The organism is Microbacterium sp. ZW T5_56, from assembly GCF_044987425.1.
Classification (GTDB): domain Bacteria; phylum Actinomycetota; class Actinomycetes; order Actinomycetales; family Microbacteriaceae; genus Microbacterium.
On sequence record NZ_JBJDRI010000017.1, the window covers coordinates 64175 to 86899 of the forward strand.

Sequence of the window (22725 nt, forward strand, 5' to 3'; positions counted from 1 at the left end):
TCGTTCCGTTCGGGAGAGGCGTCGTTCAGCGTCGCGACACCGCGCGGCGCAGTTCCTCGGCGTCATCCAGCGGGATCTGCGCGCCGTCGACGTCCTGGACGGTCTCATGACCGCGCCCTGCGACCAGGACGATGTCGTCCGGTCGCGCCATGGCAACGGCCGCGGCGATCGCGTCGGTGCGCGAGGGGATCTCCACCACCAGCGATCCCGGCTGCTCGGCCATGCGGGCACCGGACAGCACCTGCGCTCGAATGGAGGCCGCATCTTCGCCGTGCGGATCGTCGTCGGTGATGATGGCCACGTCCGAGTACCGTGCCCCCATCGCGCCCATCATCGCGCGCTTGGCGGTATCGCGCTCCCCGGGAGCGCCGAAGACCACGATCGTTCGTCCCGCGGTGCCGTTCACGGACATCAGTGCGGCCTGCAGAGCCGCGGCGTTGTGGGCGAAATCGACCACCGTGGTGGGGTCGGTGGTGATCACCTGCATACGCCCGGGCACCAGCGGAGACAGCGTCTGCGGGCGATCGATCGCTTCCTGCACGCGCTCGGCGGACACCCCGCTCTCCAGCACCATCACCAGCGCCAGCGCGGCGTTGGAGACGTTGAACGCACCCGGAAGAGCCGTGGTGGCCCGCAGCACGGACTCGCCATCACGGCGCAGCACGAAGCCATGTCCGATGCCGATGCCGATGCGGACGACGTCGGTCACCGTGTAGTCGGCATCGATCTCATCGGAGGGGAGGAGGTGATCGACATCGCGGGGATCGTCGAGGGGCTCGCGCGTCTGCAGCGTCACGATCGGGATGTCCGCCGTCCGCGCGAGGTGGCGACCCCAGCGGTCGTCGACGCACACCACGCCACGCTCGGCGAGAATCGGCGAGAACAGACGGGCCTTCGCCTCGAAGTACCCGGCCATGTCGCCATGCACGTCGAGGTGATCCGGGGTGAGGTTGGAGAAGCCCGCCACGGCGAACCGCAGCGCATCCACGCGCCGGTACGACAGCGCGTGGGAGGAGACCTCCACCGACGCACTGTGCAGCTTCTCCTCCGTCATTCGCGCGAGGATGCCGTGCAGCGCGGTGGCCTCGGGTGTGGTGCGGACAGAGGGCACCGGGCCGTTGCCTGCGTCGATCTCGACAGTGCCGACCAGACCGGTCGGATGATCGAGCGCCTCCAGCAGAGAGCGCAGCAGGTACGTGGTGGTCGTCTTGCCGTTGGTTCCGGTGACTCCGAACAGCCGCGGTGCGCGTTCGGTCGTGCCGTAGGCGGCGGCAGCGACGTCGCCGATCACCGAGCGGACCTCGTTCACGACCACTACGGGCAGACCGCTGTCGGCGGCGATATCGGCACCCGCTTCGTCGGTCACCACGGCGACGGCACCGCGCGCGGCGGCGTCCCGGGTGAACCGCGCCCCGTGCACCCGGGCACCTGGCGCCGCGACGTAGATGTCGCCGGCGCGGACGGTGCGGGAGTCGATCGATGCACCCGTGACCACGACGCCATCGACTCCCGTGCTCACCCGCAGCGAGCGCACCGCTTCGGTGACGGCGCGCAGCGGCACGGCTCGGGGGGCCACCGGGCGCAGCGCCTGTTCGAGATCATCGGCCTCGCGGCGATCCGTCGCAGCATCGCGAGCGGGGGTGCGGGTGGTGTCGGCATCCATCGGTGTCGGCATTCCTCCATCCTTCCCGCTGTGCGCCGTTGCACATAGGAGATCCAGGACTGTCACAGAGAAAACGCATAGCGGGCGTGGCGGAGAAATCGCGCCGACGGCGGTGCGCGAGAATGTCCCGATGTCGTCCACTCCGCGCCCCGTGACTCGCCCCGCTGCGAGTGCTGCCGTGCGACGGGCGCGCCTGGGCCTGGTGCTCGCTCTCGCCACCGCCGTGTGCTTCGGCTCCTCCGGCGCGCTCGCGCGGGGTCTCATCGACGCCGGCTGGAGTCCGGGCGCTGCGGTCACCGCGCGCGTGTGGGTCGCCGCCCTCATCCTTCTCGTCCCGGCGCTGTTCGCGATGCGTGGGCGCTGGCTCCTGCTGCGCCGCAACATCGGCACGCTGCTGCTGTACGGAGCCTTCGCGGTGGGCGCCACCCAGCTGTTCTACTTCCAGGCCGTGGCCGTGATGGACGTGAGCGTCGCGCTGCTGATCGAGTACATGTCGCCGGTGGCGGTGATGCTGTGGCTCTGGCTGCGTCGCGGCGAGCGTCCCACGGGGCGCACCATCGTCGGAGCGATCGTGGCCATCGCCGGGCTGGCGCTCGTGCTGGAGGTGTTCTCCGGCATCGCGGCGAACACGGCCGGCGTGCTGTGGGCGCTCGGGGCGATGGTGGGAAGCGCGACGTACTTCATCATCTCGGCCCGCCGGGGCGACGGTGCGCTGCCGCCGATCGCGCTCGCCGGGTTCGGCCTGCTCACCGGCGCCATCGGGCTCACTCTCGCGAGCCTCGTCGGAATCCTGCCGTGGCGCTCGAGCACCGCCGACGTCGCGTTCCTCACCGGCAGCGTGGCGTGGTGGGTTCCGGTCGTGGGCATCGGGGCGATCGCCGGAGCCCTCGCCTACGCGCTGGGCATCATCTCGACCCGCATGCTCGGCTCGCGACTCGCCGCCTTCGTCGCGCTGAGCGAAGTGGTGGCGGCCGCGCTCTTCGGCTGGGCGCTGCTGGGGCAGACGCCCGGAATCTGGCAGGTGGTGGGCGGCGTGCTGATCCTCGCGGGAGTCATCGCGGTGCGCCTCGGCGAGCCCGACGAAGTGGAATCGGTGACGATCGAGCCGGTCTGAGCGCGTCACATCTGACACGATTCAGCCGATCCGAGCTCAACGTCCGACGCACGCACTAGCGTTGTGGCATGGTCGAATATCGCTACCTCGGTAACAGCGGGCTCAAGGTCTCGGAGATCACCTACGGCAACTGGGTCACCCACGCCTCGCAGGTGGATGACTCCGCCGCCATCGCCACCGTCCACGCCGCGCTCGACGCCGGCATCACCACTTTCGACACCGCCGACACGTACGCCAACACGGCGGCCGAGGTCGTGCTGGGCAAGGCACTGGCGGACCAGCGCCGCGAGAGCCTGGAGATCTTCACGAAGGTCTACTTCCCCACCGGCCCGAAGGGTCCGAACGACACCGGCCTCAGCCGCAAGCACATCTTCGAGTCGCTGCATGGCTCGCTCAAGCGCCTGGGCACCGACTACATCGACCTGTACCAGGCTCACCGATTCGACTACGAGACCCCGCTGGAGGAGACCTTCCAGGCCTTCGCGGATCTCGTCCGTCAGGGCAAGGTGCTCTACATCGGCGTCTCGGAGTGGACCGCGGAGCAGCTGCGCGAAGGACACGCCCTCGCAAAGCAGCTGGGCATCCAGCTCATCTCCAACCAGCCGCAGTACTCCATGCTGTGGCGGGTCATCGAGGGCAAGGTCGTGCCCACGTCGGAGGAGCTGGGCATCTCGCAGATCGTCTGGTCGCCGATGGCGCAGGGCGTGCTGAGCGGCAAGTACCTGCCCGGCCAGCCCGTTCCGGCCGGTTCGCGCGCCACCGATGAGAAGAGCGGCGCCGACTTCATCAAGCGCTTCCTCGCCGACGACGTGCTGACGGCAGTGCAGAACCTCAAGCCCATCGCCGCCGACAACGGTCTCACCATGCCGCAGCTCGCGATCGCCTGGGTTCTGCAGAACCCGAACATCGCGGCCGCGCTGGTGGGTGCGTCGCGTCCGGAGCAGCTGGCCGATTCCGTGAAGGCGTCGGGCGTGAAGCTGGACTCCGACACGATGGCCGCCATCGACGCCGCGCTCGGCTCGGTGGTCAACACGGATGCCGAAGACACCTACTCCGTGTCGCCGAAGTCGCGTCTGGTCTGAACGAAGAACGATCGTGGCCGCGCACAGTGCAGGAATCCTGCTGGTGCGCGGCCACCTCGCGTCTCGCGAGGTGCTGATCGGCCACATGGGTGGCCCGTTCTGGGCTCGCAAAGACGAGGGCGCGTGGAGCATTCCGAAAGGGGAGTACGACCCCGCCTCCGAGCAGGCCTGGGACGCAGCGCGTCGGGAGTTCGAGGAGGAGCTCGGACTTCCGGTTCCCGACGGGCCCACCACCGAACTCGGTGTCTTCCGCGTGACCTCCAGCAAGCAGCTCACGGTCTTCCGTGTGGCGGCGGATCTCGACGTGACGGCCGCGGTGTTCGGCGAGTTCGAGCTGGAATGGCCGCCGCGCTCCGGGAGAATCGAGCGGTTTCCCGAGATGGATCGTGTGGCCTGGACCGCGGTTGCCGTCGCCCGGGCCCGCCTGGTCACCGGCCAGCGCCGACTCCTCGACCTGATCTGATCCCCGACCCGACGCGCGGCGGACTGCGATGATGGGGTCGTGTCGTCAGCGCTCCCCGCACGTTTCGCGGGCCTCGATCTCGCGCGATTCGTCGCGCTCATCGGCATGTTCGCCGCGCACCTGTGGCTGGTCGACGGGAGTTCCGACGAGCCACTGCGCGCGATCGCCGCGAACATCGCTTTTCAGCTGAGCGAGGGAACCGCGTCCACGCTCTTCGCCGTGCTCGGGGGGATGTCGCTGGTGCTCGCGACCCGCCGGGTGCGTGCGGAGCGCGGAGCGGCGGGCGTCTTGGTCGCGGTGCTCGTGCGGGGACTGATCGTGATGCTGATCGGGACGCTGCTGGCCGAGCCGCCCGTCGTCATGGTCGTGGTGCTCGTCTACTTCGGCGCCGCGATGATCATTGCGGCGCCGTTCCTGCTGGCCCCATCGTGGCTGATCGTGCTCGTCGGAGGAGTGCTCGCCATCCTCGGTGGCGGATTCAACGCGGCGCTGCGCCAGGACCTCGGCATCTTCCTCGAGGGCGAGAGCCTGCCCCTCGGCGACTTCGCCGAACCGGAGACGGCCATCCGCGCCATCTTCCTCACCGGCGTCTACCCCGTGATCACCTGGCTCGTGTATCTCCTGCTGGGGATCCTGCTCGCGCGCGGCATGATCGCCACCGCGGAGCGCGGCGGACTTCGTGGCTGGGGCTGGATCGCCGCGGTCGGCGGTGTCGCCTTCATTGCGGTGGCGCATGTCGTGAGTTGGGCGACGCTTTCCGTAGTGGAGACCGTGGCGCCGCGATCCGGCGAGTTGCAGCAGGCGATCATGGCGCAAGCCGGCGGCTCGTACGGGGCCATGCCCACCGGAACCTGGTGGATGCAGCTCATCGCGGCCCCGCACTCCGGAACACCGCTGGACATCCTGCGGACGGGCGCCGTTGCGGTTGCGGTCGTCGGGCTCATGACCGCGCTGACCGCCGGTCGACGCCGCTTGGCGTACCCGGTGCGGCTGATCGCGACCACCGGCGCAGCCCCGCTCACCATCTACGCGGCGCACTGCCTTGCCTCGATCCCGATCGCGACGTCGACGGGGATTCGAACGGCGGGCTTCGAGCTGTGGGCGGCGAACGTGGCGGGGGCCCTGCTGATCGGTGCGATCCTGCTGGCCCTGCGCCGCAAGGGACCGCTGGAGGCGCTGATCGCCGTCGCCGTGCGCGGCGGACTGCTGCTCGTGCCGCGCAGGCCGGGCGTCAGCGTCGCATCTGTCGCCACTCGTCGATGAGCTGCGGGAACCGCTCGGCGAGGAATCGGAAGAAGTCGGCCATCTCGGTCGCGCGCTCGACGGCCGCCGGGTCTCCGGCATGCGCCTCGGCGATCTCGTCGATGAAGGCGGCCATCCGGCCGTAGATCGGCGCGTTGGAGGTGATCGAGCCGTAGAACGTCTCGCGCACGACCGCGTACTGGACGACGCGGGTTCCCGGACGCGAGAGCCGTTCGATGAAGTGCAGGCGGTGCAGGTAGGTCACGGCTCCGGAGATCGCGGCCGCGCTCACCCCCAGACGTTCGGCCAGTTGCGCCGCCGTGTATCCGTCCGCCGGAGCGGCCACCAGCGCCATCAGCACCCGCGCCGGCATGCGCGCCATCCCGGCCGCGGTCATCACGGCCGCAGCCTGCTCCGCGGCAGTGATGGCTCGGTGCTCGTCGATGGTGCGGTGCTCGTCGATCGGCGGCGGTCCCGGGGTCTCGGATGAGGAAACGGACATGATCTCAGCCTGCCGTGACCAGCGGCCGACGACGCACGAGCCACACCGACAGCACGAGAGCCACCACGGCTGCCGCGAGGATGCCGATGATGCCGCGTCCGTCCACGCCGGTGGCGGTGAGCGTGGGGGTCTGGCTGAAGGGGGAGAGCTGTGTGAGCCGATCCGGCAGCCCGAACAGCGGACCGAACAGGCCGATGATCGTCGCGAGCACCACGATCGTCCATCCGATTCCGATCGTCCAGCGCGGAATCACGACCAGCACGAGAGCGGTGACGGTGAGGAAGACGGCGGCCACGGCGGCCTGTCCCGCCGCACCGATCCACACGTCCTGGATCAGATCCGCGCCCGTGCGGCTCAGACCGACGAGGGATCCGAGCACCGCGGCCCCGTCCACCGCCACGATCGCGACCGCACCGATGATCAGGTACGACGCCAGCCACCGTCGTCGGCCCACGCTCGCCGCCCAGAGGGGCTCCACGGTGCCGCGAGCCTCCTCCTGGCGTGCGCGCGCCACGATCTGCACCGTGCAGCAGGAGGCCAGGATGCCGACCACGGTGAAGAAGATCACGACGGTTCCCGCCTGGAGGTCTCCGCTCTTCGACATCGCCTCGAGCACCGCTGCGATGGCCGGATTGCTGCCGCCCATGCTCTGCACCACCGAGGCGAGGGACGTTGCGAGGGCGCCGGTGAGGAAAGCGCCCACGGCCCAGGCGATGATGGATCCGCGGGTCAGGCGGCCGACGAGCGTCACGGGCCCGCGGAGCGACCAGCGCGCGGCGGCGCGGCCTCGCCGCGGGGCCACCAGCGATGCGCCGACATCCCGCTGCCGCAGCAGAACGTATGCCAGCAGCACCGCGACCGCAGCGGCGATCAGGAGCAGAACCAGCGGACCGACAGCGTCATCGGCGAACGGGCGCACGTTCTCGGCCCAGCCGAAGGGGCTGAACCACGCCAGCGGTGAGCTCTCCATGCGCGTGAGGTCCGCGTTCGGAGTTCCGATGGCGTTGCCGACGCCGCTGATGAGAAAGGTCACGAGGATGGCGATCACGCCGAGGGAGTTCGCCCCGCGCGCTGTGGCGAACAGCTGAGCGCCGACCAGCGCGATCCCGAGGAAGACGAGTCCGGCAGCGCCCGTCGCGAGTCCTGCGACCATGCTGCCGCGCAGCGGCAGGCCGGCGAGGGTGAAAGCCACGGTGATCGCCAGCGCCGTGATGACGTTCGCGATCACGCCGTGCAGCGTGGTGGCCCACAGTGCGGCTCCCCGCGAGGCCGTGGTGGCGCCGACCAGCTCGGCGCGACCGCTCTCCTCCTCGGCTCGGGTGTGACGCACGGCGAGGAACGAGCTCATGAACCCGGCGATCATCACCAGGAACGGAAGGATCAGGAATCCGATGAACTCCGCGGTGCCGGCGCCGGACGGGAGGCCGCGGAATGTGAGGATCACCGGGTTCGCGATCGCCGTCGCGAGCAGGGTGCTGCGGTCGGTCTCCGTGCCGTACGACTGCGTCACTCCGGTGACGGCCAGGCCGGCCATCGCCGCGTTCCCCAGGATCCACACCGGCAGCTGCAGCCGATCCCGGCGCAGTTCCAGCGCCCACAGTGTGGCGACGGCGTTGGTGCCCCTGCGAGCGGGGGAGCGTGTGATCGTGCTCATCTCACGCCGCCGATCCGCGGCGCGTCTCCGCGCAGGTGCCGTAGTGGCGGAGGAAAAGCTCTTCGAGTGAGGGCGGATTGACGCGGAGGCCCTGCACCTTCGCGTTCGCGAGTGTGGTCAGTGTGGCGGGCATGTCGGCGGGGTCGACCGTGAAGCGGATCCGTCCGCTCTCGGCCACGACATCCTGCGCTCCGGCAGGAATGGTCCCGTCGTCATCGAAGGAGACTTCGGTTCGGGTGAGGTGGCGCAGCTCGGTCAGCGTGCCGGATTCCACGATGCGGCCGGCGCGGATGATCGAGACGTGATCGCACAGCCGCTCGACTTCGCTGAGGATATGGCTGGAGAGCAAGACGGTGGCTCCGGCGGCGCTCACACGCGCCACCTCCTGCTGGAAGACGATCTCCATCAGCGGATCCAGACCGCTGGTCGGCTCGTCCAGGATGTACAGCTCGGCGGGAAGGGCGAAAGCCGCGATCAGAGAGATCTTCTGCCGGTTGCCCTTCGAATACGCTCGTCCGGCGGTCCGGGGATCGAACTGGAACGCGGAGAACAGTCGCTCGCGTTCGGCACGGTACGACGCGGACCGGGGATCCCCGCCGCGGAGGCGAACGAGGAGGTCCACCGCCTCGCCTCCGCTGAGGTTGGGCCAGACGCTGACGTCGCCGGGAACGTACGCGATGCGTCGATGCAGTGCCGCGGCATCGTGCCACGGATCGGCGTCGAGCAGTCGTGGCGTTCCGCCGGAGGAGCGCGCGAGACCGAGCAGGATCCGGATCGTGGTGGACTTGCCCGCACCGTTCGGCCCGAGGAAGCCGTGGACCTGCCCCGCGGAAACGGAGAGATCGAGTCCATCGAGCGCGTGCACGCGGCCGTACGTCTTGCGCAGGCCCACCGTGCTGATCACCGTGTTCATGCCGGGGACGCTACGCCCATTTCACAACTTTGTGAAGAATCTGAACCGTGAGGGTTTCGTGAGGAATGAACTCAGCCGGCGTCCGCGCCCTGCAGGTCGCCGAGGAGCTCGAACACCTTCTCGTCCATCTCGACCTGGGTCATGACCACGCACACGGATCCGTCGGGGTCGGCGAAGAAGTCGGTCCCCAGTCCGCCGGACCAGCCGAACCGCCCACGGTGCGGCCCCTCTGTCACGAGGGACGAGCCGTACCCCCAGCCCGTTGCCTGCCAGAACCCGGGGAAGAAGCTGTCCGGAGTCTTGGCCGACGACGGGACCTGGTCGCGGCGCAACTCCGCGAGCAGAGCCGTGTCGATGAGGCGTCCGTCCAGGAGTGCGCGGAGGAAGGCGTGGTAGTCGGCGACCGTCGAGACGAGCTCGGAATGGCTGACGTCGAACGGGGGCGGCGCGACAGAGAACCCGGCACCCGCGGGTTCTGTCTCCACGAATCCATCCTCCGTGCGCCGGAACGCGGCGAGCAGACGATGCTCCTGTCCCGGCCGTGTCGTGAAGCCGGTGTCCGTCATGTCGGAGGGGGCGAAGACCGTCGTGGCGAGCAGGTCGTCGGTGGATCCGCGCCCCAGCCGACCGAGCAGGATGCCCAGGATGCCGAACGAGTGGTGGTAGCGCCATCCGTCGCCCGGGTCGAAGGCGAGGGGGAGTGACACCAGCGCATCGAGCCAGTCCTGCGCTCCGCGTGCGACCGGCTCGGGGCCGGCTTCCATGCCGGTGTCGACCATCGCCTGTCGCAGCGGGGAATCGGTCGTCATCATCCCGTAGCCGGAGGTGTTGGTGAGCAGGTGGTGCAGCGTGATCGGCCGCTTCGCGGGTCGGGCTTCGGAGAGCGGCGCGTCGGGGTGAGGGAGGGCGCGCAGCCCGCTCAACTCCGGGAGCCATGTCTCGACGGGCTCGTGCAGAGCCAGCACCCCGTCTTGGACCAGACGGAGCGCGGCGACAGCAGTGACCGTCTTCGTCATGGACTGGATGCGGAAGATCGCGTCTGGTCGCAGCGGTGCGCCGCCGGGAGCGTCGAAGCCCACGGCGATCGGAGTGCCGTCACCTCGGACACCGACCGCTCCGGGCACGGTGCCGGCGGCGACGTGGCGCGCGAGGATCTCGGAGAGCGGTTCGGACACGCGAAGGCCTTTCGTCGCGGAGGGGGTCCTGCCCAGTGTAGGGACGGGCTCTGCCCCGGGGCATCCGTCGGAAGGTGTACGTGCGTGCGGACGGAACGACACCGTCCGGCATGCCGAGTGCGGAGCCGGCTCAGCCGATGAGGCCGGCGAGGTCGTCGACGGTCATGCCCCAGTTCATCCGCACGCGCGGCAGGGCGAGTTTGTCCGAGCCCACCGTGACGTAGCCCCATTCGGTGGTGACCGCCATCTCGAAGCCCGCGGCGGCTACGCCCGCCTTCGCGGTGTCGTTGTAGTGCCCGTAGGGGTAGGCGATCACCTCCTTCGCGCCGAGGATCTGCGCCGAGGTCTCCAGGTCCGCGGTGATGTCCGCTTCGGACCAGTTGACCATCCGACCCTTTCCGTTGTCGCCCGCCTCGTGCATCGCGTGGGTGTGGGAACGCTGCTGCACCCAGATCGACGGAGTCGGATCCTGGCGAGCGCTCGTGATCACGAACGACGTGGTGAGCAGCTGATCCTGCTCGACCACCGGCACCGCCCAGTTCAGCCAGGTGGGATCCGCGTCGTCGTCGGTGATGATCACCGAACGCGGCGGGAGGAGGAGTCGCCCATCGATGAACGCCGCGAGCTCATCCCAGGTCGGCAGGTAGAAGCCGCCGTCGCGAATGTAGGCGAGATCGTTCTGCCAGTCGGCGACGCCGTAGAAGTTGTTGCGCAGCCAGCCCTCTTCGCCCTCCGGCTTGTCGGTGAACTGGTGGTACATCAGGATCGGCACGCGGGTGCCGGTGGCGGTGAGATCGTCCGGTGTGGTCCACGCGCCGTAGAGGGTGAGCTCCCGTTCCGGGCCGCAGGTCACGGCGTCGGCGCCGTTGACGCGCGATGCGACATCGTGCGCTCCCGCAGCTTCGGGGGTGGAGTACCAGCCGGCGAAGACGCGTCCGTCCTGCGCCGGGATCGGCAGATGGAGGAAGCGGCTGCCGGTGGATTCGAGCGCGGGGGCGTCGGTGATCGCTTCGCCGGTGAACGACACGGCGCACGCGTTCGGATCACCGCTGTCCTGAAGGAGCTGCTGTGTGGCGGTGAGCGGGGTCGACGCGGGGGTCGCGGCATCGGGCGGTGTCGCGGTGCCGGGCGGTGTCGCGGTGCCGGGCGGTGTCGCGGTGCCGGGTGTTGTGCCGACCTGCGCGGCACCGAGCGCGATGCCACCCCCGAACACAGCGGCCGCGAGAACGGCGGCGCCCGCGATGATCAGCGCTCGTCGGCCTCGGCGTGTTCTGGCGTGCGTGGTCATGGTCCCCCGTTCGGTGGCGGGCGCACTCGTCTGCGGAAGCGGGGACGCCGGATGCCGTGATGATCGTAACGGGTGGATCCGCACGGATCCCGAAGATCGGTACGCGCGGGTCGCGCAATGTATACGAAAACAAACCTATGTCGTCATTCAGGTCCAAATCATGTCACTTGTGTATACACTAACGACAGCGACTGATCACGAGGAGGTGCCATGCGAGCAAGTGATCGTGCCTATGGAACGCTTCTGGAGGAGATCCAGTCTGGGCGTCTTGCTCCGGGGTCGGTCCTCGGCGAGGTGGAGCAGGCCGCTCGCCTCGGCGTTAGTCGCACGCCGCTGCGGGAGGCGATCGGGCGACTCAACGCCGACGGCCTCGTCGCGCAGGTATCGCCGCGCGTGACCGTTGTCACGGACATCGACCGCGACGACATCCGCGAGCTGTTCGAGGTTCGCCGGGCTCTCGAGGAGACCGCTGCGCGCCTCGCGGCCGAGCGGGGCGAGCGGGGTGTGTTCTCCGATCTTGCCGCCGAACTCGGTGCCGTGAACCTCGACGCCGACGCCGGTCGCGAGGCCTACGGCGTGCTGATCGCCCGGTTCGACGCCGCCCTGGACATCGCCGTCGCGAACGACTATCTCACCGCGGCGCTGCGCACGATCCGCACCCACCTCGTGCGCGTCCGCCGCCTGTCGCGGGAGAACACCACGCGCCTCGCCGCATCCGTCACTGAGCATCGCCTGATCGCCAGCGCGATCGCCGCGGGAGACAGCGACCTCGCCGCCCATGCCACGCACGTGCACCTGCACAACGCGCTCACCAACATCCTCGCGTCACTCCCGGAAGGACACTCATGACCGTCACGCATCACGTCCGCGTCTACAAGAGCGCGGAGGACCTGCCGCGCGACCAGCAGCTGGCCTGGAAGATCGCGGAGGTCGCCACCGACGCCGTGGAGGTGGAGCCCGCTGTCGTCGACATGATCATCAACCGCATCATCGACAACGCGGCTGTCGCTGCGGCCTCGCTCACGCGTCGGCCGGTGTCCGCGGCGCGCGCTCAGGCGCTGGATCACCCGGTCTCCCGCGGCGGCGAAGGCGCCACCGTCTTCGGATGCGTGCTGCAGGATCGCACGAGCCCCGAGTGGGCGGCGTGGGCGAACGGCGTCGCGGTGCGTGAGCTGGACTACCACGACACCTTCCTCGCGGCGGAGTACTCGCACCCCGGCGACAACATCCCGCCGATCCTCGCTGTCGCCCAGCACGCTGGCAAGGATGGCGCGGCTCTCGTTCGCGGTCTCGCCACGGGATATGAGATCCAGGTGGACCTCGTACGTGCGATCAGCCTGCACAAGCACAAGATCGATCACGTCGCTCACCTCGGTCCGTCGGCTGCCGCCGGCATCGGCACCCTGCTGGGCCTTCCGACCGAGACCATCTACCAGGCCGTCGGTCAGGCGCTGCACACCACCACCGCCACGCGTCAGTCGCGCAAGGGCGAGATCTCCACGTGGAAGGCGCACGCCCCGGCGTTCGCCGGCAAGATGGCGGTGGAGGCTGTGGACCGCGCGATGCGTGGCGAGACCAGCCCGTCGCCGATCTACGAGGGTGAAGACGGTGTCATCGCGTGGATGCTGGATGGCCCGGACGCCGCGTACGACGTTCCGCTTCCCGCGGCCGGCGAGCCCAAGCGGGGCATCCTGGACACGTACACGAAGGAGCACTCGGCCGAGTACCAGGCGCAGGCGTGGATCGATCTCGCCCGCAAACTCGGCAACGAGAACCCGACCCTGCGCGACCCGGCGAACATCGCCAGCGTCGTGCTGCACACCAGTCACCACACGCACTACGTGATCGGTTCCGGCGCGAACGACCCCCAGAAATACGACCCCACCGCCAGCCGCGAGACGCTGGATCACTCGATCCCGTACATCTTCACGGTGGCGCTGCAGGATGGCGCGTGGCACCACGTGGACTCCTATGCCCCGGAGCGCGCTGCGCGAGCCGACACCGTCGCGCTGTGGAACAAGGTCACCACGGCGGAGGACGCCGAGTGGACGCGTCGTTACCACTCGGAGGATCCGAACGAGAAGGCCTTCGGCGGTCGGGTGGAGATCACCCTCGCCGACGGATCCACGATCGTCGACGAGATCGCGGTGGCTGATGCCCACCCGCTCGGCGCACGCCCCTTCGCCCGTGCCGACTACGTGCGCAAGTTCCGTCTGCTGGCGGAGCCCGTGCTGGAGGCCGAGGAGATCGAGCGCTTCCTCGACCTCGTCCAGCGCCTTCCCGAGCTGAGCGCCGCCGAGGTGCTGCAGCTGTCGATCGTCGCGAAGCCCGGCGTGCTGGACGCAGCGCCCTCGCCCCGCGGCTTGTTCTGAACCCCGCCCCGCCGACTCCGGTCGGCGGGGCGCTCATCTCGGAGGAACCATGCTCTACTCGCAGACATCCGCGGCCGACAAGCGCCGCCTGTTCCGTGAGCGGCTCGCCAGCGGTGAGCTGCTCCGTTTTCCCGGTGCCTTCAACCCGCTCTCTGCTCGGCTGATCGAGCAGAAGGGCTTCGAGGGCGTCTACATCTCCGGTGCCGTGCTCTCCGCCGATCTCGGGCTTCCGGACATCGGCCTCACCACGCTCACCGAGGTGGCCGGTCGCGGCAGGCAGATCGCGCGGATGACCGACCTGCCCGCGATCATCGACGCCGACACCGGCTTCGGCGAGCCGATGAACGTGGCGCGCACGGTGCAGGAGATGGAGGACGCGGGGCTTTCCGGTCTGCACATCGAAGACCAGATCAACCCGAAGCGCTGCGGTCACCTGGACGGCAAATCCGTCGTGGACGAGTCGACCGCGCTGAAGCGCATTCGCGCGGCGGTCGATGCTCGTCGCGACCCGAACTTCCTGATCATGGCGCGTACCGACATCCGTGCGGTCGACGGTCTTGATGCGGCCGTGGATCGCGCGAAGAAGCTGGTCGATGCCGGTGCAGACGCGATCTTTCCGGAGGCGATGCGCACCCTCGAGGAGTTCGAGGTGATGCGAAACGCGGTCGATGTTCCGCTGCTGGCCAACATGACCGAGTTCGGCAAGAGCGAGCTGTTCTCTGTCGACCAGCTGGCCTCGGTGGGGATGAACATCGTCATCTGGCCGGTGTCGATGCTGCGCATCGCGATGGGTGCCACCGGGAGAGCGCTGGATGAGATCGAGCAGAAGGGGCATCTGCGCGACAAGCTCGATGAGATGCAGCATCGCGCCGACCTCTACGACCTCATCGACTACGAGGCCTACAACCACTTCGACAACTCGGTGTTCACCTTCACGGTGACCCGCTGACGACCCTCGGCCCTGCGAGAAACCCATGCACGGCCGAGAAACCCCGCGTTGCAGGGTTTCTCGGACTTGCTTGGGTGTTTCGCGGGGGCGGAGGGCACGGCAGACTGAACACACGCAAGGGAGCGAGACAATATGAGCGAGATCGATATCAAGAAGGGGCTCGCCGGCGTCGTGGTCGACGTCACGAGCGTCTCCAAGGTCAACCCCGAGACGAACAGCCTGCTGTACCGCGGGTACCCGGTGCAGGAGTTGGCAGCCACGCAGCCGTTCGAGGCGGTGGCCTACCTGCTCTGGCACGGCGACCTGCCCACGGCCGAGCAGCTGGCGGACTTCCGGGCGACCGAGCGTACGCATCGTCCACTGTCTCCCGAGGTGCGTGCGGCGATCGACCTGCTGCCCACCGATGCCCACCCGATGGACGAGGTGCGCACGGCGGTCTCCGTGATCGGCGCGCTCGACGCGACCGGCGACGTGATGAACGCGGCTGGCACGCCGGAGGAGAACCTGCAGCGTGCGGTGCGGCTGTACGCGGCGCTGCCCGCGATCGTCGCCTACGGACAGCGCCGGCGTCGCGGGCAGGCGATCATCCCGCCGCGCAACGACCTCGACTATGCGGCCAACTTCCTCTGGATGACGTTCGGCGAGGAGGCGCATCCCGTCGTTGTGGACGCGTTCAACCGCTCCATGACCCTGTACGCGGAGCACTCCTTCAACGCGTCGACCTTCACCGCGCGGGTGATCGCATCGACCCTGTCGGATCTGTATTCCGCCGTCGTGGGCGCGATCGGTGCGCTCAAGGGACCGTTGCACGGCGGCGCGAACGAGGCCGTGCTGCATATCTTCACGGAAATCGGCTCTGCGGAGAACGTCAAGCCGTGGTTGGATGAGGCGCTCGCCGCCAAGCGCAAGATCATGGGCTTCGGTCACCGGGTGTACAAGCGCGGCGACTCGCGGGTTCCGACGATGAAGGCGGCGCTGGACACCCTCGTCGAGCACTACGACCGTCCCGACGTCGCGGCGCTCTATTCCACGCTGGAAGAGGAGTTCGTCAGCCGGAAGGGCATCTACCCGAACCTGGACTACCCGTCGGGACCCGCGTACGACCTGATCGGTTTCGACACGTTGACGTTCACGCCGCTGTTCGTGGCGGCACGCGTGACGGGGTGGACAGCGCACATCATGGAGCAGCTGGGCTCCAACGCACTCATCCGCCCGCTCTCGGAGTACGTCGGCGAGCCGGAGCGCCACATCCCGGGCTACACCGCCACCGATGCCGAGGTGGCCGCCGCGGAACGCCCCGCCGAAGCCGAGTAGCTGACGACCCCGCGGCACCCCTGCGGCACCGACTAGCCCCGCGGCGCCCCAGCCGCAACGCGTGACCCGCGAGACTTCCGAATGTGGGTGAGAATGAGCGCAACGCGCCGATTCTCGCCCACAGAGGGAAGTCTCGGGGGAGGAGAGGGAGATCATGAACGAAGCGGTCATCGTCGATGTGGTGCGCACTCCGGTCGGACGGGGCAAGCCCGGGGGAGCACTGAGCGGAATCCACCCGGTCGATCTCATGGCCCCGGTGCTGGAGGCGGTCCTCGCGCGCAACGGGCTGGAGTCACGCCAGATCGACGACGTGCTCCTCGGCTGCGTCAGCCAGGTGGGCGAGCAGGCGTACAACATCGCGCGCCGATCCGTGCTCGCGGCGGGGTTCGATGAGACGGTGCCGGCCGCCACGATCGATCGGCAGTGCGGATCGAGCCAACAGGCCGTGCACTTCGCGGCGCAGGGGGTGATCGCGGGGGCATACGACATCGTGATCGCGGGCGGCGTCGAGTCGATGAGTCGTGTACCGCTCGGTTCCTCGCTGGCAGGCGTCTCCGGAGAATCCGCGCTGATCCAGGAGCGCTACCCCGACGGCCTCGTCAATCAGGGGGTATCGGCCGAGCTGATCGCCGCGAAGTGGGGATTCGGGCGCGATGATCTTGATGCGTATGCGGCGCGCTCGCACGAGCGGGCGGCGGCCGCCGCTGACGCGGGTCTGTTCGACGCCGATCTGCTGCCCGTGCACACGGATGCGGGAGTGATCGGCCGCGACGAGACCGTCCGGCCCGGCACTACCGCCGACGGTCTCGCGAAGCTCAACCCGGCCTTCCACACCGAGTCCCTGGCCGCCCGATTCCCGGAGATCGGCTGGAACATCACGGCAGGAAACTCCTCTCCGCTGACCGACGGAGCCTCTGCCGCGCTCATCATGAGCGCCGAGCGTGCGGCGCAGCTCGGGCTTCGTCCTCGGGCGCGTTTCCACGCGTTCAGCGTCGTCGGCGACGATCCGCTGATGATGCTGACCGGCCCGATTCCCGCTACCCGTCGGATCCTCGAGCGCTCGGGGCTCGGAATCGACGATATCGACGCCTACGAGGTCAACGAGGCCTTCGCCTCCGTGTCGCTCGCCTGGGCGGACGCCGTGGGTGCCGACCAGTCGAAGCTCAACCCCTGGGGCGGGGCCATCGCCCTCGGCCACGCGCTGGGGTCGAGCGGAACTCGGTTGCTCAGCACACTCGTCGAATACCTCGAACACACCGGCGGATGCTATGGGCTGCAGACGATGTGCGAGGGCGGTGGCATGGCCAACGCCACCATCATCGAGCGACTCTGAGCTTCCCTCGCGCGCGATGGCTCCTCCTCGACTCGGGGAGGAGCCATTCTTCTGTCCGCAACCAGTTGGACGCCCATTGATTTAGTTGGACATCCATGTATTCTGATCATGGTGCCAAGGGTGGCGCGGGAAGTGGTGGTCATCATGGTCAGGGAACTGTCGCACTTCGTGGACGGAAAGCTCACAGCGGGCACGTCGGGACGATTCGGCGACGTCTTCGATCCCTCGACCGGCGAAGTCCAGGCGCGCGTGCCGCTGGCGAGCAGCGACGAGGTGCGCGCAGCGGTCGACGCTGCCGTCGTCGGCCAGCGCACCTGGGGGGACATGAATCCGCAGGCACGCGCCCGCGTCCTCACCCGGTTCCTGGCGCTCGTCGAGCGCGACCGCGACGACCTTGCTCGCCTGCTCTCGAGCGAGCACGGCAAGACCGTCGACGATGCGAAGGGCGACATCCAACGCGGAGTGGAGGTCGTGGAGTTCGCCGTCGGAGCGCCCCACCTGCTCAAGGGCGAGTACACCTCGGGCGCCGGGCGCGGAATCGATGTCTACTCGATGCGTCAGCCCCTCGGTGTGGTGGCCGGGATCACTCCATTCAACTTCCCCGCCATGATCCCGCTGTGGCAGGCAGGTCCCGCCCTCGCCTGTGGCAACGCCTTCGTCCTCAAGCCCAGCGAGCGCGACCCCTCCGTCCCGCTCCGACTGGCCGAGCTGTTCGCCGAGGCCGGTCTGCCCGACGGCGTCTTCACCGTCGTCAACGGCGACAAGGAGGCGGTCGACGCGTTGCTCTACGACGAGCGCATCCAGGCGGTCGGTTTCGTGGGATCCACCCCGATCGCCCACTACATCCACACCACGGCCGCCGATCAGGGCAAGCGCTCGCAGTGCTTCGGCGGCGCCAAGAACCACATGATCGTGATGCCTGACGCGGACCTCGACCAGGTGGCGGACGCTCTCATCGGTGCCGGCTACGGATCGGCGGGGGAGCGGTGCATGGCCATCTCGGTCGCCGTACCCGTGGGTCAGGAGACCGCCGACGCGCTCGCGGCCAAGCTGGTCGAGCGTGCGCGCGCACTGACCGTAGGACCAGCGCTGGAGTCGGGGATGGACTACGGCCCGCTCGTCACTGCCGCGGCCGTCGAACGGGTGACCGGGTACATCGCGCAGGCCGTCGACCAGGGAGCCGAGCTCCTGCTGGACGGCCGGGGTCTGGTCGTGCCCGGACACGAGAACGGCTTCTACCTCGGCCCCACGCTCTTCGACCGCGTGAGCACCGATATGACCATCTACCGCGAGGAGGTCTTCGGTCCGGTGCTGATCATCGCGCGCGCCGACGACTACGAAGCGGCGCTGGCGATGGCCTCCGACCACGAGTACGGCAACGGCGTCTCCATCTTCACGCGCGACGGCGACACGGCACGCGACTTCACCGCGCGGGTGCAGGTCGGGATGGTGGGTGTGAACGTCCCGATCCCGGTGCCCATCGCGTACCACACGTTCGGCGGCTGGAAGAAGTCGATGTTCGGCGACCTCAACCAGCACGGCGCGGACTCCTTCCGCTTCTACACGAAGACCAAGACCGTCACCAGCCGCTGGCCCTCCGGCATCCGCGAGGGCGCCAGCTTCGTCATCCCGACCATGAGTTGAGAGGCCTGCCGATGAGCACCGTCACCACCACCACGACGACCGCCGAAGACCGCGCCGCGATCATCGAAGCCGTGCGCGAGTACGCCCAGCACGAGCTCGCACCCTACGCCGTGGAGCGGGACTCCACGGGGGAGTTCCCGGTCGATGCGCTGCACCGCGGGGGAGAGCTGGGGCTGGGCGGCATCTACATCGGCGAGGACGTCGGGGGTGCGGGATTCTCGCGGGAGGATGCGGCGGCGATCTTCGAAGAGCTCGCTTACGCCGACCCCACGATCGCCGCGTACATCTCGATCCACAACATGGTCGGCTGGATGATCGACTCCTATGGAACCGAGGCGCAACGTCACGAGTGGCTGCCGCGGCTGACGGGTATGGAGATCTTCGGGGCCTACTGCCTCACGGAGCCGGGGGCGGGATCGGACGCCGCAGCCATCACGACCGGTGCCGTGCGCGATGGCGATCACTGGGTTCTCACCGGCGTGAAGCAGTTCATCTCCGGAGCGGGAGCCGCGGGTGTCTACGTCGTGATGGCGCGCACCGGGGATCTCGGATCGCGCGGGATCTCGGCCTTCATCGTGCCGGCGGACACCGCCGGTCTGAGCTTCGGTGCCAACGAGAAGAAGATGGGGTGGAAGGCGCAGCCCACCCGTCAGGTGGTGCTGGACGCCGTGCGCGTTCCGGTCGAGAACCTGCTGGGCGAAGAGGGCGGCGGCTTCCGGATCGCGATGAAGGCTCTCAACGGCGGCCGCGTCAACATCGCCTCCTGCTCGCTGGGCGGCGCACGCTGGGCGCTGGACCGGGCAGTGCAGTACGTCCACGAGCGCTTCACGTTCGGGGCGGCGCTGGCGGATCAGCCCACGGTGCAGTTCACGGTGGCGGATATGGCCACCGAGCTACGCGCCGCGCGCCTCATGGTGGAGGACGCGGCGCGAGCGATCGACGACGAGGCGGAGGACGTGGCCATGCGCTGCGCCATGGCCAAGCGATTCGCCACCGATGCGGGCTTCCGCGTCGCGAACGAGGCGCTGCAACTGCACGGCGGCTACGGCTACCTGCAGGATTACGGAATCGAGAAGGTCGTGCGAGACCTGCGCGTGCATCAGATCCTCGAGGGGACCAACGAGATCATGCGGGTCATCGTGGGCCGAGAGGTGATGGGAGGTCGGCGATGACACGCATCGCTTTCTTGGGTCTCGGGCACATGGGGCTCCCCATGGCGAAGAACCTCGTCGCGGCAGGACACGAACTCACTGGTTTCGACGTGGTGCCGGCGGCCGTCGATGCAGCGCGCGCGGCCGGGATCTCAGTGGCTGGCTCCGGTGTCGAGGCGGTGCGCGGCGCCGAGGTCGTGATCACGATGTTCCCGAGCGGGCGGCACGTGATCGACGCCTTCGCGGGTGAAGACGGACTGTTGGCGGCGGCACCCTCGGGTTCGCTGTTCATCGAGTGCTCCACCATCGCGGTCAGTGAGGCGCGGGAAGCGCACGACCTCGCGCTCGCGGCAGGTCAGCACAACGTCGATGCACCGGTGTCCGGCGGCGTGGTCGGGGCGGAAAACGGCACCCTCACGTTCATGGTGGGCGGGAGCGATGAGGACTTCGCCGCGGCGCACCCGCTGCTGGAGGCCATGGGTGCCCGTATCGTGCACTGCGGCGGGCCAGGGCTCGGACAGGCAGCGAAGATCTGCAACAACATGATCCTCGGCGTCACGCAGATCGCCGTCGCGGAGGCGTTCGTGCTCGGTGAGCAGCTGGGCCTCACGCACGACGCGCTGTTCGAGGTGGCATCGCATGCGTCCGGTCAGTGCTGGGCGCTCACCACCAACTGCCCGGTGCCGGGACCGGTTCCCACGAGCCCCGCGAACCGCGACTATCAGCCGGGCTTCGCCGGGTCGTTGATGGCCAAGGACCTGGGTCTGGCGCGGCATGCGATCGAGGACACCGGTGTCGGGGCGGCGCTCGGACTTCACGCGGAGGAGATCTACGCCGCGTATGCCGCGGGGCCTGGCGCCGCGCGCGACTTCTCGGGCATCATCGAGACCATCCGATCCGCCAGCGCCACAGCGCAGCGCGCCGAGTGACTCGCTCGCGCGAGTAGACGAGAGGCAGTCATGACCGATTTCGAGACCATCATCGCCGAGACCCGCGGCAACGTCGGGTGGATCACCCTCAATCGTCCGCAGGCGCTCAACGCCCTGAACACCCAGCTGATGCACGAGGTGGTCATCGTCGCGGAGGAGTACGACGCGGATCCCGAGATCGGCGCGATCGTGATCACCGGCGCCGGGCGCGCATTCGCCGCCGGCGCCGACATCAAGGAGATGGAGGATCGCAGCGGGCTCGACATGCGCCTGGGGCGGTTCTTCGGCGAGTGGTCCCGGCTCACGGCGGTCCGCAAGCCCGTGATCGCGGCGGTGAACGGATTCGCCTTCGGGGGCGGGTGTGAGCTGGCGATGATGTGCGACATCATCCTGGCGGCCGACACTGCGGTGTTCGGTCAGCCGGAGATCAACCTCGGCGTCATCCCGGGCATGGGAGGAACGCAGCGCCTCACGCGCGCGATCGGTGCGTACAAGGCTGCGGATCTCGTGCTCACCGGGCGCAACATGGACGCCGCTGAGGCCGAGCGTTCCGGCTTGGTGTCGCGCGTCGTGGCGGCTGCCGAGTTGGCGGATGTGGCGCAGCAGATCGGCGAGACCATCGCCTCGAAGTCGCTGCCGTCGGTGATCGCTGCCAAGCAGGCACTGCGTGCCGTGCAGGAGACGCCGCTCAGCCAGGGCCTCGCGTTCGAGACCGCGCAGTTCACGGCCCTGTTCGACACGGAGGACCAGAAGGAGGGCATGGCCGCCTTCCGTGAGAAGCGGGCACCGCGCTTCTCGAATCGGTGACGCGCCACGGAGTGTGCCTCGGCGGAGCGGGTGTCGCGAAACGAGGATGATGCGTCGAGTTGAGTGCTGATCTGGCGTCTTGGTCCTCTTTTCGCGACATTGTCCTCGACTCGCGACGATGTTGATCCGCGCTTCTCACGCCGTTGTCCTGCGCTCGGGCGCCGCGGGGTGCTCGGGCTGGGCTCTGGGGTGAGCCCGTCATGTGCTGCGCCACGAATGGGGTCGACGGTGGCTCCGGGCATCGGCGTGGTGCCATCGGCGTCTCGGGCGGAGTGGGGTGTCGCGAAACGAGGATGATGCGTCGGGTGGAGGGCTGATTTGGCGTTTGGGTCCTCTTTTCGCGACATTGTCCTCGATTCGCGACGACGTTGATCCGCGATTCTCGCACCGTTGTCCTGCGTCCAGGACGCCGCAGGGGCTCGGGCTGGTGTCCGGGGTGTGAGCCCGCCGGGGACTCGGCCATGAATGGGGTCGACGGTGGCTCCCGGGCATCGGCGTGGTGCCATCGGTGTCTTGGGCGGAGCGGGTGTCGCGAAACGAGGATGATGTTGTGAGTTGAGGGATGATCTGGCGTTTGGGTCCTCTTTTCGCGACATTGTCCTCGATTCGCGACGACGTTGATCCGCGATTCTCGCACCATTGTCCTGCGTCCAGGGCGCCGCAGGGGCTCGGGCTGGTGTCCGGGGTGTGAGCCTGCCGGGGACTGGGCCATGAATGGGGTCGACGGTGGCTCCCGGGCATCGGCGTGGTGCCATCGGTGTCTTGGGCGGAGCGGGTGTCGCGAAACGAGGATGATGTTGTGAGTTGAGGGATGATCTGGCGTTTTGGTCCTCGTTTCGCGACATTCTCCTCGATTCGTGACGCATCGGGAGTTGGGTGCCTCGGGAGTTGACGCCGTGGGCGTTCCCGCCCACCGCGTGGCCGCAGGCTGGTCGAAGCGAAGCGCAGCGGATGCGGGACGCGATACCGGGTGCATTGCGCTCGGAGTCCGGAAAACGACGCCTTCAACTCCGGAGCCGACCTCATCGTGCTGGAGCCGGGGGAGACCCACCGCTCTGCGTGGACGATCTTCGCCTTCTGACCGCGTGACGGCCGCCTGCGGCGGGTCAGAGGGGGTCGGGGACCGGGGC

At 68.6% G+C, this 22725-nt stretch carries 19 protein-coding genes; 13 read left to right on the forward strand and 6 right to left on the reverse strand.

From position 1 onward, the window contains the following. Positions 1-25: 25 nt before the first annotated feature. Positions 26-1675 carry a UDP-N-acetylmuramyl-tripeptide synthetase gene (gene murE / locus ACI3KU_RS10150; RefSeq protein WP_404922197.1) on the reverse strand — a complete coding sequence of 550 codons (1650 nt, stop codon included), beginning with the start codon at positions 1673-1675 and terminating at the stop codon, positions 26-28. A gap of 118 nt (positions 1676-1793) precedes the next feature. On the opposite strand from murE, the gene ACI3KU_RS10155 reads away from it, so the two are divergent. From ACI3KU_RS10155 to ACI3KU_RS10170, 4 genes are all read left to right on the forward strand, one after another. Continuing rightward, a complete protein-coding gene (locus tag ACI3KU_RS10155; RefSeq protein WP_404922198.1) occupies positions 1794-2777 on the forward strand; it encodes an EamA family transporter in 984 nt (327 codons plus the stop codon). A 68-nt stretch (positions 2778-2845) separates the two neighbouring features. Continuing rightward, positions 2846-3859, forward strand: a complete 1014-nt coding sequence (locus tag ACI3KU_RS10160; RefSeq protein ID WP_404922199.1) for an aldo/keto reductase family protein — start codon at positions 2846-2848, stop codon at positions 3857-3859. A 13-nt stretch (positions 3860-3872) separates the two neighbouring features. Beyond that, the gene (locus tag ACI3KU_RS10165) at positions 3873-4322 is read left to right on the forward strand and encodes an NUDIX domain-containing protein (RefSeq protein WP_404922200.1); all 450 of its coding nucleotides are present in this window, start codon (positions 3873-3875) and stop codon (positions 4320-4322) included. Between the two features lie 39 nt (positions 4323-4361). Beyond that, positions 4362-5585, forward strand: a complete 1224-nt coding sequence (locus ACI3KU_RS10170) for a heparan-alpha-glucosaminide N-acetyltransferase domain-containing protein (RefSeq protein WP_404922201.1) — start codon at positions 4362-4364, stop codon at positions 5583-5585. On the opposite strand, the gene ACI3KU_RS10175 is transcribed toward ACI3KU_RS10170, so the two are convergent. From ACI3KU_RS10175 to ACI3KU_RS10195, 5 genes are all read right to left on the reverse strand, one after another. Next, the gene (locus ACI3KU_RS10175; protein WP_404922202.1) at positions 5554-6066 is read right to left on the reverse strand and encodes a GbsR/MarR family transcriptional regulator; all 513 of its coding nucleotides are present in this window, start codon (positions 6064-6066) and stop codon (positions 5554-5556) included. The two genes, ACI3KU_RS10170 and ACI3KU_RS10175, sit on opposite strands and share 32 nt — an antisense overlap. A gap of 4 nt (positions 6067-6070) precedes the next feature. Further along, complete coding sequence (locus tag ACI3KU_RS10180) at positions 6071-7720, reverse strand: ABC transporter permease (protein WP_404922203.1); 1650 nt, start codon at positions 7718-7720, stop codon at positions 6071-6073. A gap of 1 nt (position 7721) precedes the next feature. Further along, positions 7722-8633: an ATP-binding cassette domain-containing protein gene (locus ACI3KU_RS10185; RefSeq protein WP_404922204.1), complete on the reverse strand. Its 912-nt coding sequence runs from the start codon at positions 8631-8633 to the stop codon at positions 7722-7724. 71 nt (positions 8634-8704) lie between these two features. Then, positions 8705-9808 (reverse strand): serine hydrolase domain-containing protein, encoded by a 1104-nt coding sequence (locus ACI3KU_RS10190; protein ID WP_404922205.1) that lies wholly within the window; start codon positions 9806-9808, stop codon positions 8705-8707. 130 nt (positions 9809-9938) lie between these two features. After that, on the reverse strand, positions 9939-11096 hold the full coding sequence (locus tag ACI3KU_RS10195) for a polysaccharide deacetylase family protein (RefSeq protein WP_404922206.1): 1158 nt from the start codon (positions 11094-11096) through the stop codon (positions 9939-9941). A 210-nt stretch (positions 11097-11306) separates the two neighbouring features. Here ACI3KU_RS10195 and ACI3KU_RS10200 point away from each other — a divergent pair, with 210 nt between their 5' ends. The 9 genes from ACI3KU_RS10200 (at position 11307) to ACI3KU_RS10240 (ending at position 21595) form a co-directional block, all read left to right on the forward strand. Then, positions 11307-11945 carry a GntR family transcriptional regulator gene (locus ACI3KU_RS10200; protein WP_404922207.1) on the forward strand — a complete coding sequence of 213 codons (639 nt, stop codon included), beginning with the start codon at positions 11307-11309 and terminating at the stop codon, positions 11943-11945. Then, positions 11942-13468, forward strand: coding sequence for an MmgE/PrpD family protein (locus tag ACI3KU_RS10205; RefSeq protein WP_404922208.1), 1527 nt, complete (start codon positions 11942-11944; stop codon positions 13466-13468). The genes ACI3KU_RS10200 and ACI3KU_RS10205 overlap by 4 nt, the downstream gene beginning before the upstream one ends. Before the next feature lie 49 nt (positions 13469-13517). Continuing rightward, entirely contained in the window at positions 13518-14417 is a 900-nt protein-coding gene (gene prpB, locus ACI3KU_RS10210; RefSeq protein ID WP_404922209.1) for a methylisocitrate lyase, read from the forward strand. A gap of 132 nt (positions 14418-14549) precedes the next feature. Then, entirely contained in the window at positions 14550-15731 is a 1182-nt protein-coding gene (locus ACI3KU_RS10215; protein WP_404922210.1) for a bifunctional 2-methylcitrate synthase/citrate synthase, read from the forward strand. A gap of 154 nt (positions 15732-15885) precedes the next feature. Further along, positions 15886-17064 carry a thiolase family protein gene (locus ACI3KU_RS10220; RefSeq protein ID WP_404922211.1) on the forward strand — a complete coding sequence of 393 codons (1179 nt, stop codon included), beginning with the start codon at positions 15886-15888 and terminating at the stop codon, positions 17062-17064. A 144-nt stretch (positions 17065-17208) separates the two neighbouring features. Continuing rightward, positions 17209-18708 (forward strand): CoA-acylating methylmalonate-semialdehyde dehydrogenase, encoded by a 1500-nt coding sequence (locus tag ACI3KU_RS10225; protein WP_404922212.1) that lies wholly within the window; start codon positions 17209-17211, stop codon positions 18706-18708. Between the two features lie 11 nt (positions 18709-18719). Then, entirely contained in the window at positions 18720-19880 is a 1161-nt protein-coding gene (locus tag ACI3KU_RS10230; protein ID WP_404922213.1) for an acyl-CoA dehydrogenase family protein, read from the forward strand. Beyond that, on the forward strand, positions 19877-20788 hold the full coding sequence (gene mmsB, locus ACI3KU_RS10235; protein ID WP_404922214.1) for a 3-hydroxyisobutyrate dehydrogenase: 912 nt from the start codon (positions 19877-19879) through the stop codon (positions 20786-20788). Before ACI3KU_RS10230 ends, mmsB begins: the two co-directional genes overlap by 4 nt. Positions 20789-20818: 30 nt before the next feature. Beyond that, a complete protein-coding gene (locus ACI3KU_RS10240; protein WP_404922215.1) occupies positions 20819-21595 on the forward strand; it encodes an enoyl-CoA hydratase-related protein in 777 nt (258 codons plus the stop codon). The last annotated feature ends 1130 nt before the right edge of the window (positions 21596-22725 follow it).

Coding starts and splice junctions, on each gene's coding strand:
- murE (WP_404922197.1), bottom strand. CDS start 1,675: ATGCCGACACCGATGGATGCCGACACCACCCGCACCCCCGCTCGCGAT.
- ACI3KU_RS10155 (WP_404922198.1), top strand. CDS start 1,794: ATGTCGTCCACTCCGCGCCCCGTGACTCGCCCCGCTGCGAGTGCTGCC.
- ACI3KU_RS10160 (WP_404922199.1), top strand. CDS start 2,846: ATGGTCGAATATCGCTACCTCGGTAACAGCGGGCTCAAGGTCTCGGAG.
- ACI3KU_RS10175 (WP_404922202.1), bottom strand. CDS start 6,066: ATGTCCGTTTCCTCATCCGAGACCCCGGGACCGCCGCCGATCGACGAG.
- ACI3KU_RS10180 (WP_404922203.1), bottom strand. CDS start 7,720: ATGAGCACGATCACACGCTCCCCCGCTCGCAGGGGCACCAACGCCGTC.
- ACI3KU_RS10185 (WP_404922204.1), bottom strand. CDS start 8,633: ATGAACACGGTGATCAGCACGGTGGGCCTGCGCAAGACGTACGGCCGC.
- ACI3KU_RS10195 (WP_404922206.1), bottom strand. CDS start 11,096: ATGACCACGCACGCCAGAACACGCCGAGGCCGACGAGCGCTGATCATC.
- ACI3KU_RS10200 (WP_404922207.1), top strand. CDS start 11,307: ATGCGAGCAAGTGATCGTGCCTATGGAACGCTTCTGGAGGAGATCCAG.
- ACI3KU_RS10205 (WP_404922208.1), top strand. CDS start 11,942: ATGACCGTCACGCATCACGTCCGCGTCTACAAGAGCGCGGAGGACCTG.
- prpB (WP_404922209.1), top strand. CDS start 13,518: ATGCTCTACTCGCAGACATCCGCGGCCGACAAGCGCCGCCTGTTCCGT.
- ACI3KU_RS10215 (WP_404922210.1), top strand. CDS start 14,550: ATGAGCGAGATCGATATCAAGAAGGGGCTCGCCGGCGTCGTGGTCGAC.
- ACI3KU_RS10220 (WP_404922211.1), top strand. CDS start 15,886: ATGAACGAAGCGGTCATCGTCGATGTGGTGCGCACTCCGGTCGGACGG.
- ACI3KU_RS10225 (WP_404922212.1), top strand. CDS start 17,209: ATGGTCAGGGAACTGTCGCACTTCGTGGACGGAAAGCTCACAGCGGGC.
- ACI3KU_RS10230 (WP_404922213.1), top strand. CDS start 18,720: ATGAGCACCGTCACCACCACCACGACGACCGCCGAAGACCGCGCCGCG.
- mmsB (WP_404922214.1), top strand. CDS start 19,877: ATGACACGCATCGCTTTCTTGGGTCTCGGGCACATGGGGCTCCCCATG.
- ACI3KU_RS10240 (WP_404922215.1), top strand. CDS start 20,819: ATGACCGATTTCGAGACCATCATCGCCGAGACCCGCGGCAACGTCGGG.